This is a genomic window from Denitratisoma sp. DHT3, from assembly GCF_007833355.1.
Classification (GTDB): domain Bacteria; phylum Pseudomonadota; class Gammaproteobacteria; order Burkholderiales; family Rhodocyclaceae; genus Denitratisoma.
Map to the genome: position 1 here is coordinate 209817 of NZ_CP020914.1, position 18046 is coordinate 227862.

An 18046-nucleotide genomic window follows, 5' to 3' on the forward strand; every position below is an offset into this window, starting at 1 on the left:
CACCCGGAGAGCACCATGGCACTGCATCTGTTCGACAAATGGCGCGCCCAGTCGCCCTACTACAACGAGAGCCACGAAGCGTGGGCGATGACGGTCCGCAAGTTCGTGGAAAAGGAGGTCACCCCCTACATCGACCAGTGGGAGGACCAGGAGGAGGTGCCCCGCGAGCTCAGCGTCAAGGCGGCCGAAGTAGGCATCATCCAGCTGGGCTTCCCCGAGGAATATGGCGGCATCAGCCAGGGCGTGGATGCCTTCCACGGCATCGTCGCCGCCAACGAACTGGCCCAGACCGGTTCCAGCGGTCTCACCGCCGCGCTGTTCATGCACGGCGTGGCCCTGGTGCCCATCATGAAATTCGGCAGCGAGGAAATGAAGCGCCGCATCGCCCCCGAGGTGCTGGCCGGGCGCAAGCTGATGGCCATCTGCCTGACCGAGCCCTCCGGCGGTTCCGACCTGGCGGCGATCCAGACCCGGGCCGAGAAGCGCGGCGACAAGTGGGTGCTCAACGGCTCCAAGACCTTCATCAGCAACGGCATGCGCGCCGACTACTACACCGTCTGCGCCCGCACCGGCGGGCCCGGCCCCGACGGCCTGAGCCTGTTCCTGGTGGAAAAGGGCACGCCCGGCTTCACCCAGACCAAGCTGAAGAAGATGGGCTGGCATTGCTCCGATACCGCCACCCTCTATTTCGACGACGTCGAACTGCCCGCCGAGAACCTGCTGGGGCCGGAGAACATGGGCTTCCTCGCCACGGTGAAGAACCTCAACAACGAACGGGCCGGACTGGCCGCCGGCGCCTGCGCCTATGCCCGCTGCGCGGTGGAGGAGGCCTACGAATGGGCTTGCCAGCGCGAGACCTTCGGCAAGCCGCTGATCAAGCATCAGGTGATCCGCCACAAGTTCGCTGAAATGATGCGCCAGATTTCCGCCTCCCAGGCCCTGGCCGACCAGATGGTGTGGGCGATGATGCACGACAAGCTGGACTTCGCCACCCTGTCGCTGGCCAAGGTGCAGGCCACCCGCACCCTGGAGAACGTGGCCCGGGAATGCGCCCAGATTCTCGGCGGCGCCTGCTTCATCCGCGGCTGCAAGATCGAGCGCATCTACCGCGACGTACGCCCCCACGCCATCGGTGGCGGCTCCGAGGAGATCATGCTCGACTTCGCCGCCCGCCACATGGGCTTCGCCTGAACGCCAAGCGACGCCGTATCGAGGAGGATCCATGTCCTTTGTTCTGATCGACAAGCCCTGGCCTCAGGTCACGCGCATCACCCTCAATCGTCCGGAACGGATGAACGCCATGGCCTTCGACGTCATGGCGCCGTTGCGCGAGGTGCTGGAGGAGGTGAGCTTCGACAACGAGTGCCGGGTGGTGATCCTCACCGGCGCCGGGGAAGCGTTCTGCGCCGGCGCGGACCTCCAGGACCCCGGCTACCTGCCCATCTTCAACGGCCTGACCATGCCGGGCATTTCCCGGCGCGCGCTGAAAGTGCTGGACGACGTGGTGTTGACGCTACGCGACATGCACCAGCCGGTGATCGCCGCCGTGAACGGTCCGGCCATCGGCGGCGGTTTTTGTCTTTCCATGGCCTGCGACATCCGGCTGGCCGCCGACAGCGCCTGCTTCCGCGCCGCCGGCATCAACAACGGCCTGACCGCGGCGGAGCTGGGCCTGAGCTACATCCTGCCCCGCGCCATCGGCGCCACCCGCGCTTTCGAGATCATGCTGAGCGGCCGCGACGTCGACGCCCGGGAAGCCGAGCGCATCGGACTGGTGTCTCGTACCGTGCCGGGCGCCGAGTTGATGGACCATGTCCGCCAATTGGCGGAACGCATCCTCGGCTTCAGCCATCTGGGTGTCGAACTGACCAAGCAGATGCTCTGGGCCGGGCTCGACGCCAGCAGCCTGCACAATCACATGAACCATGAAGGCCATGCCCAGCTGTTCGTGCGCATGACCACCCGCAATTTCGAGGAAGCCATCGCCGCCCGGCGCGAGAAGCGCCCGCCCCAGTTCAAGGACTGACGGCGGCCCGGCGTGTCCCCGTCTGGCGTGAAACAGCAAATTGAAACGACAGGTCAATTTTTCGAGCGTAGCGAGCCAGCATCGTCACCTTCCCCGGAGAGGGGGAAGCGGGGCGGGGGTGGACCTTGATTTTCCGTTCCGGCCGAGCATCACGCTTCTTTATCAAAACCGTCCCTGTTTGGTTCCGGCTTGGCCGGCTTAGGAGATTCCATGCATTCCGTTCCCGATTCCACTCCCGTCATCGTCGGCGTCGGCCAGCACTGTCCCAAGACCTTCGATCCCGCGCTGCCCTGCGCGCCGGTCGACCTGGCGGCCGAGGCGGCCAGGAAGGCCCTGGCCGATTCCGGCCAGGCCGAGGCGCTGCGCCAGGCGCTCGACACGGTGGTGTTCTTCAAGCTGTTCGCGGACATGGGTTTCACGTCCTCGCCGCTGGGCCGCTCCACCAAACCGCCGCGCTCGCTCGCCCGGCGCCTGGGGATCGATCCGCCCCACGCGATCTACTCCTCGGTCGGCGGCAACCTGCCCCAGGCAATGCTCAACGACTACGCCGAGGCCATCGTCAAGGGCGAGGCCAGGGCGGTGCTCCTGGCCGGCGGCGAATCGCAGCGCACCTCGGCCGAAGCCATGCGCGCCGGCATCGCGCTCGACTGGAACGAGGACCCGCCCGGGGACATGGTGGATCTGGTCCGGGGGGACGACATGGTCGCCCTGGATTTCGAATTCCCCCACGGCGTGGGGATGCCCACCTGGTCCTATCCGCTGTTCGAGAATGCGATCCGCGGCAGGAAGGGGCGCAGCGCGGCCGAGCATCAGAAGGCCCTGGGCGAACTGTGGGCGGGCCTGAACCGGATCGCCCGGGCCAATCCGCTGGCGGCGGCGCCGAGCGGCAAGAGCGCCGAGGAGATGGCCACGCCGACGCCGGACAACCGCCTGATCAGCTTTCCCTACACCAAGGTGATGAACGCCAACGACCGCGTGGATGAGGCCGCCGCGGTGATCCTCACTTCGGCCGGCACCGCGCGGGCGCTGGGCATCGATCCTTCCCGCTGGGTCTTCCTGCGCGGCTGCGGCGACGCCAAGGCGGGCATGCGCACCACCGACCAGATCGACTTCCACAGTTCGCCGGCCCTGGCCCTGTGCGCCAGGAAGGCCCTGGCCCAGGCCGGGATCGGCATCGAGCAGGTGGATTTCTTCGACATCTACAGCTGCTTCCCCTCGGCCGTCGAACTGGGCTGCGACGCCCTGGGCATCGCCGAGAACGACCCCCGGCCGTTGACCGTGACCGGCGGCTTGCCCTTCTTCGGCGGCCCGGGCAACGCCTATGTGCTGCATTCCATCGCCGAGACGGTGGAGTGGCTGCGCCGGGGCCGCGGCAAGTACGGCCTGGTCACCGGCAACGGCGGCTTCATGTCCAAGCAGTCGGTGGGCATCTATTCCACCGAGCCCGGCGTCGGCGAATGGCGGCGCGAGGATCCGGCCCGCTATCAGGCCGAACTGGACGCGATGCCCGCGCCGCGGATCGAACTCGCACCCAACGGCGCCGCCCGCATCGAGACCTACACGGTGATCTGCGAAAAGGGCGTGCCCGCCCGCGGCGTGATCATCGGCCGGCTCCTGGCGGACGATGCCCGCTTCGTCGCCAACACCCCCCAGAACCGTCCCGAGATCCTGCAATGGCTGATGGAGGGCGAACCCTTGAACACGGAAGGCACGGTGGTCAGCGACAATGGGCACAACACTTTCGTGCCGACTCGTTTCGACTAAGGAGATTTGATGAAACTCGGACTGCAACTCGGCTACTGGGCTGCCAAGCCCCCGGTGGACGGCAACGTCGGCATCGCCCGCGCGGCGGAGGCCCTGGGCTTCGATTCGGTGTGGACCGCCGAATCCTGGGGCAACGACGTGTTCACGCCCCTGGCCTGGATCGGCGCCCACACCTCGAAGATCAAGCTGGGCACCGCCATCGCCCAGCTCTCGGCGCGGACGCCGGCGGCCTGCGCCATGGCGGCCATGACCCTGGATCATCTTTCCGGCGGACGCGTGATCCTGGGGCTGGGCGTCTCCGGCCCCCAGGTGGTGGAGGGCTGGTACGGCCAGCCGTTCGAGAAACCCCTGGCGCGCACCCGCGAATACGTGGACATCGTGCGCCAGGCGCTGCGCCGCGAGGCGCCGGTGAGGAATCCCGGCCCCCACTACCCCTTGCCCTACACGGGGCCGGGCGCGACCGGCGTGGGCAAGCCGCTGCGCCCCATCATCCACCCGCTGCGCGCCGACCTGCCCATCTACCTGGGCGCGGAGGGGCCGAAGAACGTGAGCCAGACCGCGCGCATCGCCGACGGCTGGCTGCCGGTCTATTACAGTCCGTTCCGCCAGGAGGTCTATGCCGACCAGTTGCAGGATGCGAAGCCCGGTTTCGAGATCGCGCCGCTGGTGATGGTGAACCTCGACGACGACCTGGAAAGGGCGCTGTTGCCGGCGAAGATGATGCTCGCCTTCTACATCGGCGGCATGGGCTCGCAGGAGCACAATTTTCACAAGAACCTGATGTGTCGCATGGGCTTCGAAGCGGAAGCCAACAAGATCCAGGAGTGCTTCCTCGCGGGCCGGCAGGCCGAGGCCGTGCAGTACGTGCCCACCAGCTTCGCCGACGAGATCACCCTGTCCGGGCCGAAGGCGCGCATCAAGGAGCGGCTGCAGGCCTGGCGCGAATCCCCGGTGACCACCTTGCTGATCAACGGCCCGCGCATGGACGAGGCGACCTTGCGCACCATCGCGGAACTGGTGCTCTGACGGACGGCGCAGCGAAAACAACACCACGGAGGAGGAACAGGAATGACCCGGCGTACTTTCAATCTGGCCGACCTGCTTGAAATCTCGGCCGCAGTGAAACCCGACCAGGAGGCCCTGGTCTGCAACGACCAGCGGCGCACCTTCCGCCAACTGATGCAGCGGGCGACGGCGCTGGCCCGCTACCTCCACGCCCGGGGGCTGCGCCCCGGCGACCACATCGGCATCCATGCCTACAACTCAATCGAGTTCATGGAGGCCTGTATCGCCGCTTTCATGATCCGCGCGGTGCCGGTGAATGTGAACTACCGCTACACGGTGGACGAGACGCGCTACCTCTACGGCAACGCCGAACCCAAGGCGCTGGTCTATGAAGGCGCGCTGGAGGACATCATCGCCCCCGCCCTGGACGCGGCGCCGGCCTGCCAGGTGCTGCTGCGGCTAGGGGAGGGCAAGGGCCTGCTGCCCCAGGCCGTCGGTTTCGAGGCGGCCGTCGCCGAAGGCGGGCCGGACATCGGTGATGTCGGGCGCTCCGATGACGACACCCTGCTGCTGTACACCGGCGGCACCACCGGCATGCCCAAGGGGGTGATCTGGACCCACAAGGACGTGTTCTTCGGCGGCTTCGGCGGCGGCGGCAACTTCTGCCCCAAGGGGCCGGTAGCGGCGCCCGAGGAACTGGCCGAGCGCGTGCGGGAGAACTTCCCCGTCGTGCACATGGCCTGCGGCCCGCTGATGCACGGCGCCGGCTTCTGGGCGACGATGATCGGCCTGCTCTCGGGCCACAAGGTGGTGTTGAACGGCCGCCCCGACTTCAGCGCCGAATACGTGCTGGACCTGGTGCAGCGCGAGCGGGTCACCATCATCATGGTCGTCGGCGACGCCATGTGCATCCCCCTGGCCGACGCGCTGCAAAAGCACCCCGGCCGCTGGGACCTCTCCTCGATGTTCGTCGTCTCCTCGGCCGGGGCGCTGTTCTCGGACCACGTGCGCGACGCCCTGAAGGCCCATCTGCCGGCCAACGTGATCTTCGCCAACGGCATGGGCTCGTCCGAGTCCGGCCAGGTCGGCTCCGGCAGCAAGCCGGAGGGTGACGGCCTGATCCGCCTCAAGCCCGACGCCAACAATGCCGTGGCGATCGACGGCGCGCGCTTCGCCAAGCCCGGCGAGACCGGCATCCTGGTGCGCAAGGGCTACCTGCCGCTGGGCTACTACAAGGACCCGCAAAAGACCGCCGAGACTTTCGTCCACATCGACGGCCAGCGCTGCGTGCTGATCGGCGACATCGCCCGCCAGGAAGACGACGGCGCGATCACCATGTTCGGCCGCAACTCCCAGTGCATCAACACCGGCGGCGAGAAGGTATTCACCGAGGAAGTGGAAGAAGCAGTGCGCAGCTTCGACGGCGTCTTCGACGCCCTGGTGGTGGGCGTACCCGATGCCCGCTGGGGCCAGAAGGTCGTCGCGGTCGTCTCCCTGCGCCCCGGCCGAGCGGAGGACGCCGATGCCCTGAAGGCCCACTGCCGCCAGCGCCTGGCCGGCTACAAGGTGCCCAAGGACGTCATCTTCGTCGACGAAGTGCGACGCAACCCGGTGGGCAAGGCAGACTACCGCTGGGCCAAGACGACGGCGGAGCAGCGGCTGACGGGCACTTGACGGGGTGGTACCGCTTCCCATGCGGGAAGCGGGCTGCTGCGCGAGGGAAGGCTGGCATGGTCCGGTGCGTGGCTGCTCGCCATGCGGCGCGGCTAGTGCCAGCGCTCATATTCCGCTTTTTGAAACATGCTGTCGACGAACGTCAGGGGCGGTTGTCGGCCAGTAGCGGACGTAAGGCAAATTTATGCAAATCCGCCGGCCACAAAAAAGACCAGCAGGATGACAATCGGTAGCGAGACAGGCACAATCCTTACGTCATTACACTGTGACGCCTATGATCGCTATCTATTCTCGTAAATATTGCCAAGAATCTGCCGAGAACCTGTATTGGCCTGCTCTCCAGACTGCTGCGTTATCCAGGGTATACGGCACCCAGCCAGCGTATGCGGCAATAATGCCGTCTACTCTAGGTTGGGCGCCATCGAATCCGCAGCAACTGGGAACATCCGTATGAAGAAGAAACCCTCGGCTAATCCTGTCTCAGAGCGCAGAGTTCCAATTCTCAGTCCGGTGGAGGAGCGGATACTCAGCCAAATTGTTCAATGGGCTGACGAGTATTCTGCCGTCAAAGCCAAGGGTGATCGGCTTGCGTATCTCGAACCTCCGACCACCGAGAAATGCAGCACGCAGTTTCGCTATAGTCACGAGGAAATGCTCGCCCTGCTCAACCGTCTCGAAAATCAAGAATTGATCATCAAGCGCCGCAGACAGTCGGCTGGGCTCGGCGGAAACGGTTACGACGGATCGTTGTATTCTGAGGTTATCCCAACGGAATGGGGGCGCGAAGTCTTGTCGCGCAATCGGTAGCAGTGGGTACTCAGTACCTGACGCCCAACCCGGCAGTCGAGCGGACCTGCGCGAAAAGCCGCGCAGGCCACTCACTTCTACGTTGGGCCTCACTATCATGAGCGAATCGATCATCATCGCATTAATCGGCGTCGCAGGTGCCGTCAAGGCTCCTTTGCTACGATTGCTGTTCAGTGGCTTTCCCACTTTCTCCAAGAGCGCGCGGCGTCCAAGAAAAACAAGCCAAGAAAGGATCTTCTGCTCGAAATGCTGCGCTCTCCAAAATGCCGTTGGCGCAAGCTCGAAACGCTTATGCATGTAATCGGCGCCGACGAAGAAACAACAAAGTGACTACTGCTTGAAGTGGGAGCGCGTGCATCTGAAGACGGCCAACCCTTGTGGGGCTTGATTGAGCGCAACCCACTTCCAAAGGATTAGAAGTGTCCCAGCAAGGCATTCCAACGGAGCAAGACAATGTGGAACCCGTTTAGTAAGCGCGCAGACATCCCAAGGCTCGGGGATCTGACTAAGGAAAGCATTACTGAGCTTGAACGCTTCATCGGAAGTGGGATCTATTTCGAAAAGGCCATGCTCGCCGCAATCCCAGTCGCGGCCGTTCTGCAGGGCTTGACGACGTTATCAAGAGGCCAGCCGCACAATACGATTACCAATTACTACTCCATAGCCCAGCATGTCTTCTTGAAGGACGAAAAAGCGACTCAAGCAGTTGAAACGTTTGTTGATGCCCTCCGTGCTGATATTGCGAGACTGTCAGCACCCAATTGGCTTCCGTGGGCCTTAGCCGATGAAGTTTTCGCGGGCGTATTCGGACTGGATAAGCAACTAATGACCCAAAGTGGCAATGACGAACACGCTGAAGCCTCTGTCAAGAGCTATGGCATCGCGACAGCGTGCTTCAGCATCTACAACCAAGTTATCCATTACAAGCTCTGAGTAGTAATACTGTGAGGTCCAACCCCTCGGTCAACCGGACCGCCTGCAAGCTGTGCTTGCAGGTTCCCCCCGCGCTTCGCGCTCCGGCGGTCGGTTACCTCAAACGTTGGGCGCTTAGGAGGTCGTAGCTTGGAAACTCTGTTTCTGCAATTTCTCAGTGCACTCGTGGGCGGCTTGGTGGTCTATGTTTTCGGTATTCGAAAATTGTCCATTGAACTTCGGAACGCCTTTATCCAAAAGCAAATGTCCGAGTTCTACTCACCGATTGCCGGCTGCCGCAAACGCATAAGAGCAAAGAGCGAAGTGCGCGGGAAGGTATCTGCTGCGGCCAGTGAAGCCTGGGCGGAGCTATGTGCACCGTATTCTGAGACCAAGCAGCCCATGCTCAATCACGAAAAGCTGTACGCCCCGTACGGAAAGATCATTGAGTACGACAACAACCAACTACGTGAAGAGCTGATACCCCTCTATCGCAAGATGCTCGACCTCTTCACTTATAAATACTGGCTCGCCGATGAAGACACCCGCGCCCATTACCAAGAGTTTCTTGAGTTCATCGAAATTTGGGAGCGTTACCTCGCAGAGGCATTGCCCGGTGGCGTCTTGCGCAAACTTGGACACACCGAAGAGAACGTGCTCCCGTTCTACGAGCATGTCGAACGTAAGCTCTCTGCGCTCCAAGAAGAAATCAATGCCAAGAGCTTCTGGAAACTACGCCTATGACAATCGCGCCCAACCCGGCAGTCGAGCGGACCTGCGCGAAAAGCCGCGCAGGCCGGTTTGCTCCACGTTGAACATCTGCTTTTGCTAAGCGGCTACAGGCTGCTAAGGGTCGCAACCCGCCGGATAAATCCAGCAGGCCCGATTCACCGAACCAACTCGCAAACAAACACCGGGATGTTGCGGTCGGTGCGGGCCTGGTATTCGTCGAAGGCGGGGTAGAGTGAGAGCAGGTGGGGCCAGAGGTCGCGCTTCTCGGCGTCGCTGACCTGGCGCGCGCGGTAGGTGCGGCGCTCGGCGCCGACCTGGATCTCCACTTCCGGATGGGCCTTGACGTTGTAATACCAGGTGGGATGGCTGTCGGCGCCGCCCTGGGAGGCGACGATCAGTTTCTTGTCGCCCAGGGGCAGGTGGATCAGGGCGATGCTGCGCGGCTTGCCTGACTTGGCGCCGGTGGTGGTGACCAGGCAGATCGGAAAGCCGCCGGGGAAAGTGTTCAGCCAGCGGCCTTTGCTGGCGCGATAGACCCAGACATTGATGCGGGTGAAGGTCTTGATGAACAGGCGGGTCAGGCCCTTGGCGTTTTCCGGATAGGGCTTCAGGTCCTCGCGGCGGGTCTTGACGTAGTCGTAGCGGATCATGATTGGCTCTCTCGTGGTGGGGCCTATGCGCCTTATTTCGCCTTATTTGCCGACGTATTTCGGCGGGCGTTTTTCCTTGAAGGCCAGCATGCCTTCCTTCGCGTCCTGGGTGGAAAAGATCGGCCAGCCCAGCGTTTCCTCGCGGCGCAGCGCCTCGGCTTCGGGCAGGTCGTGCTGGTGTTCGCGCAGGGACTTGAGGATCGCCTGGACCGAGAGCGGCGCGTTTTCGCAAAGTTCGTCGGCGATCTTCAGTGCCGCCGCCAGGGCCTGGCCCTTGGGCACGACGCGGTTGATCAGGCCCCACTGCAGCGCCTCCTGGGCGCTGACGTGGCGGCCCAGCAGCAGCATTTCTGCGGCCAGGGCATAGGGGATCTGACGGCGCAGGCGGATGGTGGAGCCGCCCAGGGGGAAGAGGCCGCGCTTGCATTCGGTGATGCCGAACACCGCGTCCTCCGCCGCGACGCGGATGTCGGTGCCTTGCAGGATCTCCGTGCCGCCGGCCAGCGCATAGCCTTCGACGGCGAGGATCACGGGTTTCTGCGGCTGGTTGTGGCGCAGCAGTGCCTGCCAGTGCAGATCGGGGATCGACTTCATCAGCGCCTGGATCTCGCCGGCGTCGGCGTCGCCGCTGGGGCCGGACTTCAGATCCATGCCGGCGCAGAAGGTGTCGCCCTTGCCGGTGAGGATCGCGCAATAGAGTTCGGGGTCCGCGTCCAGGCGGCGCCAGGCGCGGTACATGCCGACGATCATGGCGCTGGAAAGGGCGTTCTTGGCCTCGGGCCGGTTGAGCGTGACCACCATGACGTGGCCCTGTTGCTCGATGGTGCAGTTGGGGGTGCTGATGTCGAGCGCCTCGAACATGAATGCCTCCTGATCCAAATCCAAAAGTTCGATGTTGTGCGATGCGTGTGAAGACGCGCAGTTTGTCATGAGGCTGGAGGTCGCACCGCGATGGCAGACGGCAAGTTGCCCATTACGGGTAGAAATTCCCCTTCCGGCGTCCATGGGGCGGCTGCCCCCGCAGATGCGCCATGAAATGCGAACAAGGACCCTCCGGGCCGGCGAACTGGCAGGGGCTGTCAAATGGGTTCGGCTGGACCCGCCCCTTGGGGCTAAAATAGCCGGCTAATCTTCCAAGAACAACTACATCGATTCGCCATGGATGACCAGATTCGCGCCGCCGCCCTCGAGTATCACCTGAAGCCCAAGCCCGGCAAGATTGCCGTCACGCCCATCAAGCCGCTGGCGACCCAGGGCGATCTTTCCCTGGCTTACTCTCCGGGTGTCGCGGCGGCCTGCGACGAGATCGTCGCCGATCCGGCGAATGCCTACAAATACACCTCGCGCGGCAATCTGGTGGCGGTGATCACCAACGGCACCGCCGTGCTGGGCCTTGGCAACATCGGCGCCCTGGCCGGCAAGCCGGTGATGGAAGGCAAGGGCGTGCTGTTCAAGAAGTTCGCCGGCGTCGATGTGTTCGACATCGAGGTCAACGAGCTCGACCCGGACAAGCTGGTGGACATCATCGCCGCGCTGGAACCCACGTTCGGCGGCATCAACCTGGAGGACATCAAGGCGCCGGAGTGCTTCTACATCGAGCAGAAGCTCAAGGAGCGGCTGAATATCCCGGTCTTCCACGACGACCAGCACGGCACCGCGATCATCGCCAGCGCCGCCGTGATCAACGGCCTCAAGCTGGTGGGCAAGGACATCGGCCAGGTGAAGCTGGTCTGCTCCGGCGCCGGCGCGGCCGCCATCGCCTGCCTGGACCTGATGGTGAGCCTGGGGCTGAACCCGAAGAACGTCCATATCGTCGACAGCAAGGGCGTGGTCCATGTCGGCCGCGACGCCAGGCTGGACCCCTCCAAGGCACGCTACGCCCAGGAGACCACGGCGCGCACCCTGGGCGACATCATGCCCGGTGCCGACGTGTTCCTCGGCCTGTCCGCCGCCGGCGTGCTGAAGCCGGAGATGGTCAAGGGCATGGCGCCGAACCCCATCATCCTGGCGATGGCCAATCCGGTGCCCGAGATCCTGCCGGAGCAGGCCAAGGCGGTGCGTCCCGACGCGATCATCGGCACCGGCCGTTCCGACTACCCCAACCAGGTCAATAACGTCCTCTGCTTCCCCTTCATCTTCCGCGGCGCGCTGGACGTCGGCGCCACCTCGATCACCGACGAGATGAAGGCCGCCTGCGTGCGCGCCATCGCCGACCTGGCCCATGCCGAGCAGTCCGACCTGGTGAGCGCCGCCTACGCCGCCGAGGAAATCAAGTTCGGCCCCGAGTATCTGATCCCGAAGCCCTTCGATCCGCGCCTGATCGTCAAGATCGCCCCGGCCGTGGCCGAGGCGGCGATGGCCTCGGGTGTGGCGACGCGGCCCATCGCCGACATGGATGCCTATCGCCAGCAGTTGAACGAATTCGTCTATCACTCGGGGCTGGTGATGAAGCCGGTGTTCGCCGCGGCGAAGAAGAATCCGGGCCGCATCGTCTTCTGCGAGGGCGAGGACGAGCGCGTGCTGCGGGCCGTGCAGACCGTGGTGGACGAGGGGCTGGCCAAGCCGATCCTGATCGGCCGGCCCGAGGTGGTGGAAATGCGCATCGCCAAGGCGGGTCTGCGCCTTCGCGCCGGCCAGCATTTCGGCCTGGTGAATCCGGATTCCGATTCCCGCTACAAGGAGCTGTGGCAGGACTATTACGAGATCATGAAGCGCAAGGGCGTCGGCCCCGAATACGCCAAGCGCGAGATGCGCCGGCGCACCACCCTGATCGGCGCCATGCTGGTCAAGCACGGCTATGCGGACGGGCTGCTGTGCGGCACCTTCGGCAAGTATTCCCAGCACCTGCGCTACATCGACAGCGTGATCGGCCAGCAGCCCGGCATTGGCAGCTACTACACGCTGAACATGCTGATCCTGCCCAATCGCACCCTGTTCATCGGCGACACCTACGTCAATTACGACCCCAGCGCCGAGCAGCTGGCCGAGATGACCCTGCTGGCGGCCGAGGAGGTGCGGCGCTTCGGCATCGCGCCCAAGGTGGCGCTGCTGTCCCATTCCAGCTTCGGCACCGACGACACGCCCACCGCGATCAAGATGCGCCGCGCCCTGGAACTGGTCCAGGAGCGGGCGCCGCAACTGGAAGTGGAAGGAGAGATGCACGGCGACGCGGCCCTGTCCGAAACCATCCGCGGCCAAGTTTTTCCCCATTCCCGCCTGCAGGGGCCGGCCAATCTGCTGATCATGCCCACCCTGGACGCCGCCAACATCGCCTTCAACCTGCTCAAGACGGCGGCGGGCGACGGCCTCACCGTGGGGCCGATGCTGCTGGGCGCCGCCCGTCCGGTGCACGTCCTGACGCCCACCGCGACGGTGCGGCGCATCGTCAACGTGGCCGCGCTGCTGTCGGTCGAGGCCGCCCACGAACGGGGTTGATCCGATGCGCGCGCCTCCGCCCGGAACCGCACTGGTCCTCGGCGGAGGGGGTGCCCGGGCCGCGTATCAGGCCGGGGCGCTGAAAGCCCTGTGCGAGTTGCTGCCGGCCTCGGAGCGGAACCCTTTTCCCCTGATCTGCGCGGTCTCCGGCGGCGCCATCAACGGCGCGTTGCTGGCGGCCGGTGCCGTCGGCTTCGCGCAGGCGGTGGAAAAACTGCTGGCGTTCTGGCGGGGATTGGCTCCCGCCAAGGTTTGGCAAGGGACCGGCCGCTGGCGCCGTTGGCAGTCCCGCGGCGCGGCCGCGCCGCTCGATGGCGCGCCCCTGCGACAGCTCCTGGAGCGGGAAATCGATTTCGCCGCCATCGCCGCCGCCATCGACGAGCGCCAACTGCTGGGTGCGAGCCTCGACTGTTTCGGCCTGGCCTCGGGCCAGACCGTCAGTTTCTTCCAGGGGCGTGCCGACCTCGACCCCTGGTGCGCGGAAGGCGTGGTGGCCGCCCACGTGCGGCTGGGCGTCGACCACGTGCTCGCCTCCTGCGCGCTGCCGCTGCTGTTCGAGCCGGTGCGCCTGCACCGGGAATACTTCGCCGATGGCGCAACGGGTGCGTGGGGGCGCGCGGCTCCGCTGCTGGCCGCCCGCCAGTTGGGTGCCCGGCGCATCCTGCGGATCGACGCGGAGGTCGCCCCCCAGCCCGGCGAACGCACGGGACAGATCGTTGCGCCCGGATTTTCCGGGATCATGGGACATTTTCTGGCGCGGCTTCATCAGGATGCGGCGGCGTGCAACGCCAGCGTGCCGACGCTGACCCTGACGCCTTCGCGCGATCCGGCGCTGCTGGCCGTCCCGCATGTATCGGCGATGCCGTCCTTTTCCGGCTGGTCGTCCGGCTCCGGGGCGCGACTGGCGAGCTACCTGCTGTTTGGTGGCGACTATGGCGCGGACCTGATCGAGCTGGGCTATCGCGACACCCTCGCCCGACAGGCGGAATTGCGGCAGTTTTTCCTCGATTCTTCAGTATCGGCTTGAGGTTGGGGTGCTATCTACCTAATTTCCCGATGAAATTTGTAACAGACCCGTTTGTGATTTCGGGGTAGGTTTGCTAAACTCCGGCCGACGCGCTTTGTGGAGAGCTTCAATGAAAAAAACCGTGATTTCCCTGGCCGTCTCGATCGGCCTGGCGATGGGCATGGTCAGCGGCGAGGCCCTGGCCACCACGCACAAGAAAAAGCCGGTTGCCGCCAAGAAGCAGGTGCGCGCCCAGGCGGCGAAAAAAGCGTCTCCTGCCCATCGCGCCCGCCAGTCCGCGTCCCTCGACGAAGCCCAGCATCTGGTGCTGGGCTCCGCTGCCGCGCTGGTGCAGGACCAGACCACGGGTGCGATTCTGTTCGAGAAGAATGCCGGCGCCGTGGTGCCCATCGCCTCGATCACCAAGCTGATGACCGCGATGGTGGCCCTGGACGCCAAGCCGGGCCTGGAAGAGACCCTGAGCATCGGCGACGACGACGTGGATACCTTGAAGGGCACCCACTCCCGCCTCAGGGTGGGCACCGAACTGAGCCGCGAGAACATGCTGCGGCTGGCCCTGATGTCCTCGGAGAACCGCGCCGCATCGGCTCTTTCCCGCCACTATCCGGGCGGACGCGCCGCCTTCGTCGCGGCGATGAACCGCAAGGCCCAGGCGCTGGGGCTGACCGACACCCATTTCGAGGACCCGACCGGTCTCACCGCCGCCAATGTCTCCAGCGCCCGCGACCTCACCAAGATGGTGGCCGCGGCCCACCAGTATCCGCTGATCCGCGAGTTCTCCACCACTTCCGAATATCAGGTGCCGCTGGGGCGCCGCACCGAGACCTTCCGCAACACCAACATGCTGGTGCGCACCGGCAACTGGGACATCGGTCTGTCCAAGACCGGCTTCATCAACGAAGCCGGGCGCTGCCTGGTGATGCAGGCCTGGCTCAACAACAAGCCGACGATCATCGTGCTGCTCGACTCCTGGGGAAAATTCACCCGGATCGGCGACGCCAACCGCATCAAACGCTGGATCGAGAGCGCGTCACTGAACGCACGGCCCTCGGCTGGCCTCAGGATCTCCACCCAGCAGCGTCCTGAGAGTGCGTCCCTGAATGCGAGGTCCTCGGCTGGCTGACGACTGGAAGCCCCCTCGCACAGCCGGCGCAAGCCGGCTTTTTATTCTGAAAACCGCGCTTCCTTGACAGAGCTTTTCCGCCGCGCCGCCTTTCCCACGATGGGGAAAAGCGGCACGCGGCGCCAGCCGCAACCTATCGGTGCCGCTACAGCGTTCCCCGTGATATCGAGCGCAGCGAGCCATATCGACCCCGCCGAAGGGGGGAGCCAACACCAACACAGGGGCGAACCTAGCTGCGCGGCGAGTAGCCGATGGTGGCCGAAAGGGCGCTGGCGGTTTCCCGCAGGATGGCGCTCCATGAATCGTTGTAGCGGTCGGCCGGGGCGGAGACCGACAGACCCGCCACCAGTTCGCCCGTGTCGTCCCGCACCGGCGCGGCCACGCAGCGCAGCCCCACTTCGATTTCCTCGTTGTCGAAGGCCACGCCGTGGCGGCGCACCCGCGCCAGTTCCTTTTCCAGGGCGACGATGTTGGTGATGGAACTGGACGTGCGGCCCGGCAGGCCGGTGCGGCGGGCATACTCGCGTACCGATTCGGCGCTGCCCTCGGCCAGGTAGAGCTTGCCCACCGCCGTGACGTGGAGTGGGGCGCGGGCGCCCACCAGGTGCACCACCCGCACCGAGGAGCGGCCGCTGGAGGTGCGCTCCACATAGACGATCTCGTCGCCCTGGCGCACGCCCAGATTGATGCTTTCGCCCAGGCGCTGGTGCAGCTGCTGCATCAGCGGCATCGCCGAGTCGCGGATGTTGATGCGGGATTTGACGATGTTGCCCAATTCCAGCAGCCGTATGCCGAGCCGGTAGGTGCCCGGCTCGACCCGCTCGACGAAACCGGCGGCGGCCATCGCGGCCAGGATGCGGTGGGCGGTGGACGGGTGGAGTTCGGTTTCCAGTGCCAGTTGCTTCAGGCTGATCGGGTCGTGGTGGTAGGAGAGGGTGTCGAGCAGTTTCATCATGCGCTCGATGACTTGGATCCCCCCCCTGGATTCTGCTGCTGCTGACGCCATATTCGCTCCCGGCCCTTGATGCCGGAATACTACTACAGGCCCTGGCGCGGCCTCGCCGGGCGTGCCGAGGCGATGAGCACCCTCAACGGGGTCTGCCTCACGACGGGTTCTCCCCGGATTCCCGGCGTGCGGCCGGGTCGGCCGCGGGCGGCAGGCCCTCCTTGCGATACAGCCCTCTCAGCGATGCGTAGCGTTCGGCGCGCACGGCGCGGACCCGCACGATCGCCTGCTCCATCGGCACGCCCAGCTGGGCCAGGGTCTCGGCGGCCAGCATCAGGCTGCCTTCCAGCACTTCCGGAATGGCCTCGGTGGCGCCGGCATGCTTCAGGCGCACCACGCCCGCGTCGTCCAGGGCGCGCACCACCACCGGCAGAGCGGGGTGGCTCTGGCGCACCAGACGCAGCACGCGTTCCGCCGAGGACAGGTCGGGGTAGGTGATCACCACCGCCCGCGCCCGGCCCAGGCCGGCGGCCTGGAGCACTTCCAGGCGGTCGGCGTTGCCGAAGGCGGTATGGCCCAGCGCGGGCAGGTGGCGCTTGTCGATCGACTGGAGGTCCAGATCGAGGGCCAGGAAGGGAATGCCCTCCGCCGAGAGGAACTCGCCGATATTCTTGCCTGTGCGCCCGTAGCCGCAGAGGATCACGTGGTCCGACAGGTCGCTGCTTTCCGCGGAAACCGCCTGCACCACCTGTTCTCCCCGGGCGCGGTTGCTGGTGACGTGGGCGCCCCAGCGGGCCGTGTGGTCGATCAGGAACGGGGCGATGAACATCGAGGCCAGTATCGCCGAGATGGTGAGCTGGAAGACGTCGCCATCGACCAGCTTGAGCGCGTTGGCATAGTTGATCAGCACCAGGCCGAACTCCCCGCCCTGGGCCAGCTGCGCCGCGGTGCGCAGGCTGACGTCAAGGGGGCTGCGCGTTCCCTTTGCCGCCAGCAGCGCCACCAGACCCTTGCCGCCCACCAGCAACACGACCGCCAGCAGCAGCCGCTCGATGTTGGCGAGGACGTAGCCGATGTCGAGCATCATGCCCACGGTGACGAAGAACAGCCCCAGCAGGATGTCGCGGAAAGGCCGGATGTCGGCTTCCACCTGGTGGCGGTAGGCGGTCTCGGAGATCAGCATGCCGCCCACGAAGGCGCCCAGCGCCAGGGACAGGCCGGCCTGTCCGGTGGCGAAGGAAAGACCCACCACGATCCAGAGGGCGGTGAGCACGAACAGCTCGCTGGAGCGATGGTGCGCCACCCGGTCGAAAATGGGACCGATCAGCCGCTTGCCGATGCCGATCAGCAGCGTCAGCGCCAGGACCGCCTGGAGCAGGGCGAGGCCCATGGCGCGGGCCAGGCCCTCGCCGGGCGCGGCCAGCGCCGGGAACAGGATCAGGGCCGGCACCACCGCCAGATCCTGGAACAGCAGCACGCCCATGGTCTGGCGCCCGGCCCGGGAATGCAGCTCCAGACGCTCGGAGAGCATCTTGGCGACGATCGCCGTCGAGGACATCGCCACCGCCAGGCCCACCGCCAGGGAAGTGCGCCAGCCCTGGCCGTAGAACAGGCCGGTGACCAGGGCGGTGCCGGCCACGGTCAGCAGCACCTGGGCCGGGCCCAGGCCGAACACCAGGGAGCGCATCGCCACCAGGCGCGGCAGGGAAAATTCCAGGCCGATCGAGAACATCAGGAACACCACGCCGAATTCGGCGAAGGCGTCCACCTGCGCGCTTTCCTTCAGCAGGGCCAGTCCGTGGGGCCCCAGGGCGATGCCGATGGACAGGTAGCCCAGCATCGCCGGCAGGCGCAAGCGCCGGGTGAGCGCCACCGCGAAGACGGCCGCGCTGAGGAGAAAAGTGATCAGGAGCAGAGTCGAGTGCATGGGTCGGGTATCGGAATC

The 18046-nt window shown here is 65.3% G+C and carries 15 protein-coding genes; 10 read left to right on the forward strand and 5 right to left on the reverse strand.

The genetic code is table 11. The features are described 5' to 3' along the window. Positions 1-15 precede the first annotated feature (15 nt). From B9N43_RS01025 to B9N43_RS01045, 5 genes are all read left to right on the forward strand, one after another. Entirely contained in the window at positions 16-1191 is a 1176-nt protein-coding gene (locus B9N43_RS01025; RefSeq protein WP_145840492.1) for an acyl-CoA dehydrogenase family protein, read from the forward strand. A 31-nt stretch (positions 1192-1222) separates the two neighbouring features. Further along, positions 1223-2026 (forward strand): enoyl-CoA hydratase, encoded by an 804-nt coding sequence (locus B9N43_RS01030; protein ID WP_145840493.1) that lies wholly within the window; start codon positions 1223-1225, stop codon positions 2024-2026. Positions 2027-2236: 210 nt separating this feature from the next. After that, entirely contained in the window at positions 2237-3790 is a 1554-nt protein-coding gene (locus B9N43_RS01035; RefSeq protein ID WP_145840494.1) for an acetyl-CoA acetyltransferase, read from the forward strand. A 9-nt stretch (positions 3791-3799) separates the two neighbouring features. Beyond that, positions 3800-4816 (forward strand): LLM class F420-dependent oxidoreductase, encoded by a 1017-nt coding sequence (locus B9N43_RS01040; RefSeq protein WP_145840495.1) that lies wholly within the window; start codon positions 3800-3802, stop codon positions 4814-4816. A gap of 42 nt (positions 4817-4858) precedes the next feature. Further along, positions 4859-6469: an acyl-CoA synthetase gene (locus B9N43_RS01045; protein WP_145840496.1), complete on the forward strand. Its 1611-nt coding sequence runs from the start codon at positions 4859-4861 to the stop codon at positions 6467-6469. 480 nt (positions 6470-6949) lie between these two features. On the opposite strand, the gene B9N43_RS01050 is transcribed toward B9N43_RS01045, so the two are convergent. Continuing rightward, entirely contained in the window at positions 6950-7573 is a 624-nt protein-coding gene (locus tag B9N43_RS01050) for a hypothetical protein (protein ID WP_145840497.1), read from the reverse strand. 156 nt (positions 7574-7729) lie between these two features. Here B9N43_RS01050 and B9N43_RS01055 point away from each other — a divergent pair, with 156 nt between their 5' ends. Both B9N43_RS01055 and B9N43_RS01060 read left to right on the forward strand, forming a co-directional pair. After that, positions 7730-8209: a hypothetical protein gene (locus B9N43_RS01055; protein ID WP_145840498.1), complete on the forward strand. Its 480-nt coding sequence runs from the start codon at positions 7730-7732 to the stop codon at positions 8207-8209. 129 nt (positions 8210-8338) lie between these two features. After that, positions 8339-8932 carry a hypothetical protein gene (locus B9N43_RS01060; protein WP_145840499.1) on the forward strand — a complete coding sequence of 198 codons (594 nt, stop codon included), beginning with the start codon at positions 8339-8341 and terminating at the stop codon, positions 8930-8932. Between the two features lie 143 nt (positions 8933-9075). Here B9N43_RS01060 and B9N43_RS01065 read toward each other — a convergent pair whose 3' ends face one another. Beyond that, a complete protein-coding gene (locus tag B9N43_RS01065) occupies positions 9076-9570 on the reverse strand; it encodes a nitroreductase family deazaflavin-dependent oxidoreductase (RefSeq protein WP_145840500.1) in 495 nt (164 codons plus the stop codon). 42 nt (positions 9571-9612) lie between these two features. Beyond that, complete coding sequence (locus B9N43_RS01070; RefSeq protein WP_145840501.1) at positions 9613-10431, reverse strand: crotonase/enoyl-CoA hydratase family protein; 819 nt, start codon at positions 10429-10431, stop codon at positions 9613-9615. A 297-nt stretch (positions 10432-10728) separates the two neighbouring features. On the opposite strand from B9N43_RS01070, the gene B9N43_RS01075 reads away from it, so the two are divergent. The 3 genes from B9N43_RS01075 to pbpG all read left to right on the forward strand — a co-directional run bounded on the left by B9N43_RS01075 (position 10729) and on the right by pbpG (position 15155). Continuing rightward, positions 10729-13005, forward strand: a complete 2277-nt coding sequence (locus B9N43_RS01075; RefSeq protein ID WP_145840502.1) for an NADP-dependent malic enzyme — start codon at positions 10729-10731, stop codon at positions 13003-13005. Between the two features lie 4 nt (positions 13006-13009). Continuing rightward, positions 13010-14032 carry a patatin-like phospholipase family protein gene (locus B9N43_RS01080; protein ID WP_145840503.1) on the forward strand — a complete coding sequence of 341 codons (1023 nt, stop codon included), beginning with the start codon at positions 13010-13012 and terminating at the stop codon, positions 14030-14032. Between the two features lie 109 nt (positions 14033-14141). Beyond that, positions 14142-15155 carry a D-alanyl-D-alanine endopeptidase gene (gene pbpG, locus B9N43_RS01085; RefSeq protein WP_145840504.1) on the forward strand — a complete coding sequence of 338 codons (1014 nt, stop codon included), beginning with the start codon at positions 14142-14144 and terminating at the stop codon, positions 15153-15155. A gap of 229 nt (positions 15156-15384) precedes the next feature. On the opposite strand, the gene B9N43_RS01090 is transcribed toward pbpG, so the two are convergent. Together B9N43_RS01090 and B9N43_RS01095 are read right to left on the reverse strand one after the other, a co-directional pair. Further along, complete coding sequence (locus tag B9N43_RS01090) at positions 15385-16110, reverse strand: IclR family transcriptional regulator (protein ID WP_261379363.1); 726 nt, start codon at positions 16108-16110, stop codon at positions 15385-15387. A gap of 148 nt (positions 16111-16258) precedes the next feature. Beyond that, positions 16259-18028 carry a cation:proton antiporter gene (locus B9N43_RS01095; protein ID WP_186453911.1) on the reverse strand — a complete coding sequence of 590 codons (1770 nt, stop codon included), beginning with the start codon at positions 18026-18028 and terminating at the stop codon, positions 16259-16261. Positions 18029-18046: the final 18 nt, after the last annotated feature.

Excerpts from the sequence above, each read along its gene's own strand:
- pbpG (WP_145840504.1), top strand. The coding sequence starts at position 14,142 with ATGAAAAAAACCGTGATTTCCCTGGCCGTCTCGATCGGCCTGGCGATG.
- B9N43_RS01070 (WP_145840501.1), bottom strand. The coding sequence starts at position 10,431 with ATGTTCGAGGCGCTCGACATCAGCACCCCCAACTGCACCATCGAGCAA.
- B9N43_RS01030 (WP_145840493.1), top strand. The coding sequence starts at position 1,223 with ATGTCCTTTGTTCTGATCGACAAGCCCTGGCCTCAGGTCACGCGCATC.
- B9N43_RS01050 (WP_145840497.1), bottom strand. The coding sequence starts at position 7,573 with ATGCATAAGCGTTTCGAGCTTGCGCCAACGGCATTTTGGAGAGCGCAG.
- B9N43_RS01075 (WP_145840502.1), top strand. The coding sequence starts at position 10,729 with ATGGATGACCAGATTCGCGCCGCCGCCCTCGAGTATCACCTGAAGCCC.
- B9N43_RS01095 (WP_186453911.1), bottom strand. The coding sequence starts at position 18,028 with ATGCACTCGACTCTGCTCCTGATCACTTTTCTCCTCAGCGCGGCCGTC.
- B9N43_RS01045 (WP_145840496.1), top strand. The coding sequence starts at position 4,859 with ATGACCCGGCGTACTTTCAATCTGGCCGACCTGCTTGAAATCTCGGCC.
- B9N43_RS01055 (WP_145840498.1), top strand. The coding sequence starts at position 7,730 with ATGTGGAACCCGTTTAGTAAGCGCGCAGACATCCCAAGGCTCGGGGAT.
- B9N43_RS01080 (WP_145840503.1), top strand. The coding sequence starts at position 13,010 with ATGCGCGCGCCTCCGCCCGGAACCGCACTGGTCCTCGGCGGAGGGGGT.
- B9N43_RS01090 (WP_261379363.1), bottom strand. The coding sequence starts at position 16,110 with ATGATGAAACTGCTCGACACCCTCTCCTACCACCACGACCCGATCAGC.
- B9N43_RS01065 (WP_145840500.1), bottom strand. The coding sequence starts at position 9,570 with ATGATCCGCTACGACTACGTCAAGACCCGCCGCGAGGACCTGAAGCCC.
- B9N43_RS01040 (WP_145840495.1), top strand. The coding sequence starts at position 3,800 with ATGAAACTCGGACTGCAACTCGGCTACTGGGCTGCCAAGCCCCCGGTG.
- B9N43_RS01035 (WP_145840494.1), top strand. The coding sequence starts at position 2,237 with ATGCATTCCGTTCCCGATTCCACTCCCGTCATCGTCGGCGTCGGCCAG.
- B9N43_RS01025 (WP_145840492.1), top strand. The coding sequence starts at position 16 with ATGGCACTGCATCTGTTCGACAAATGGCGCGCCCAGTCGCCCTACTAC.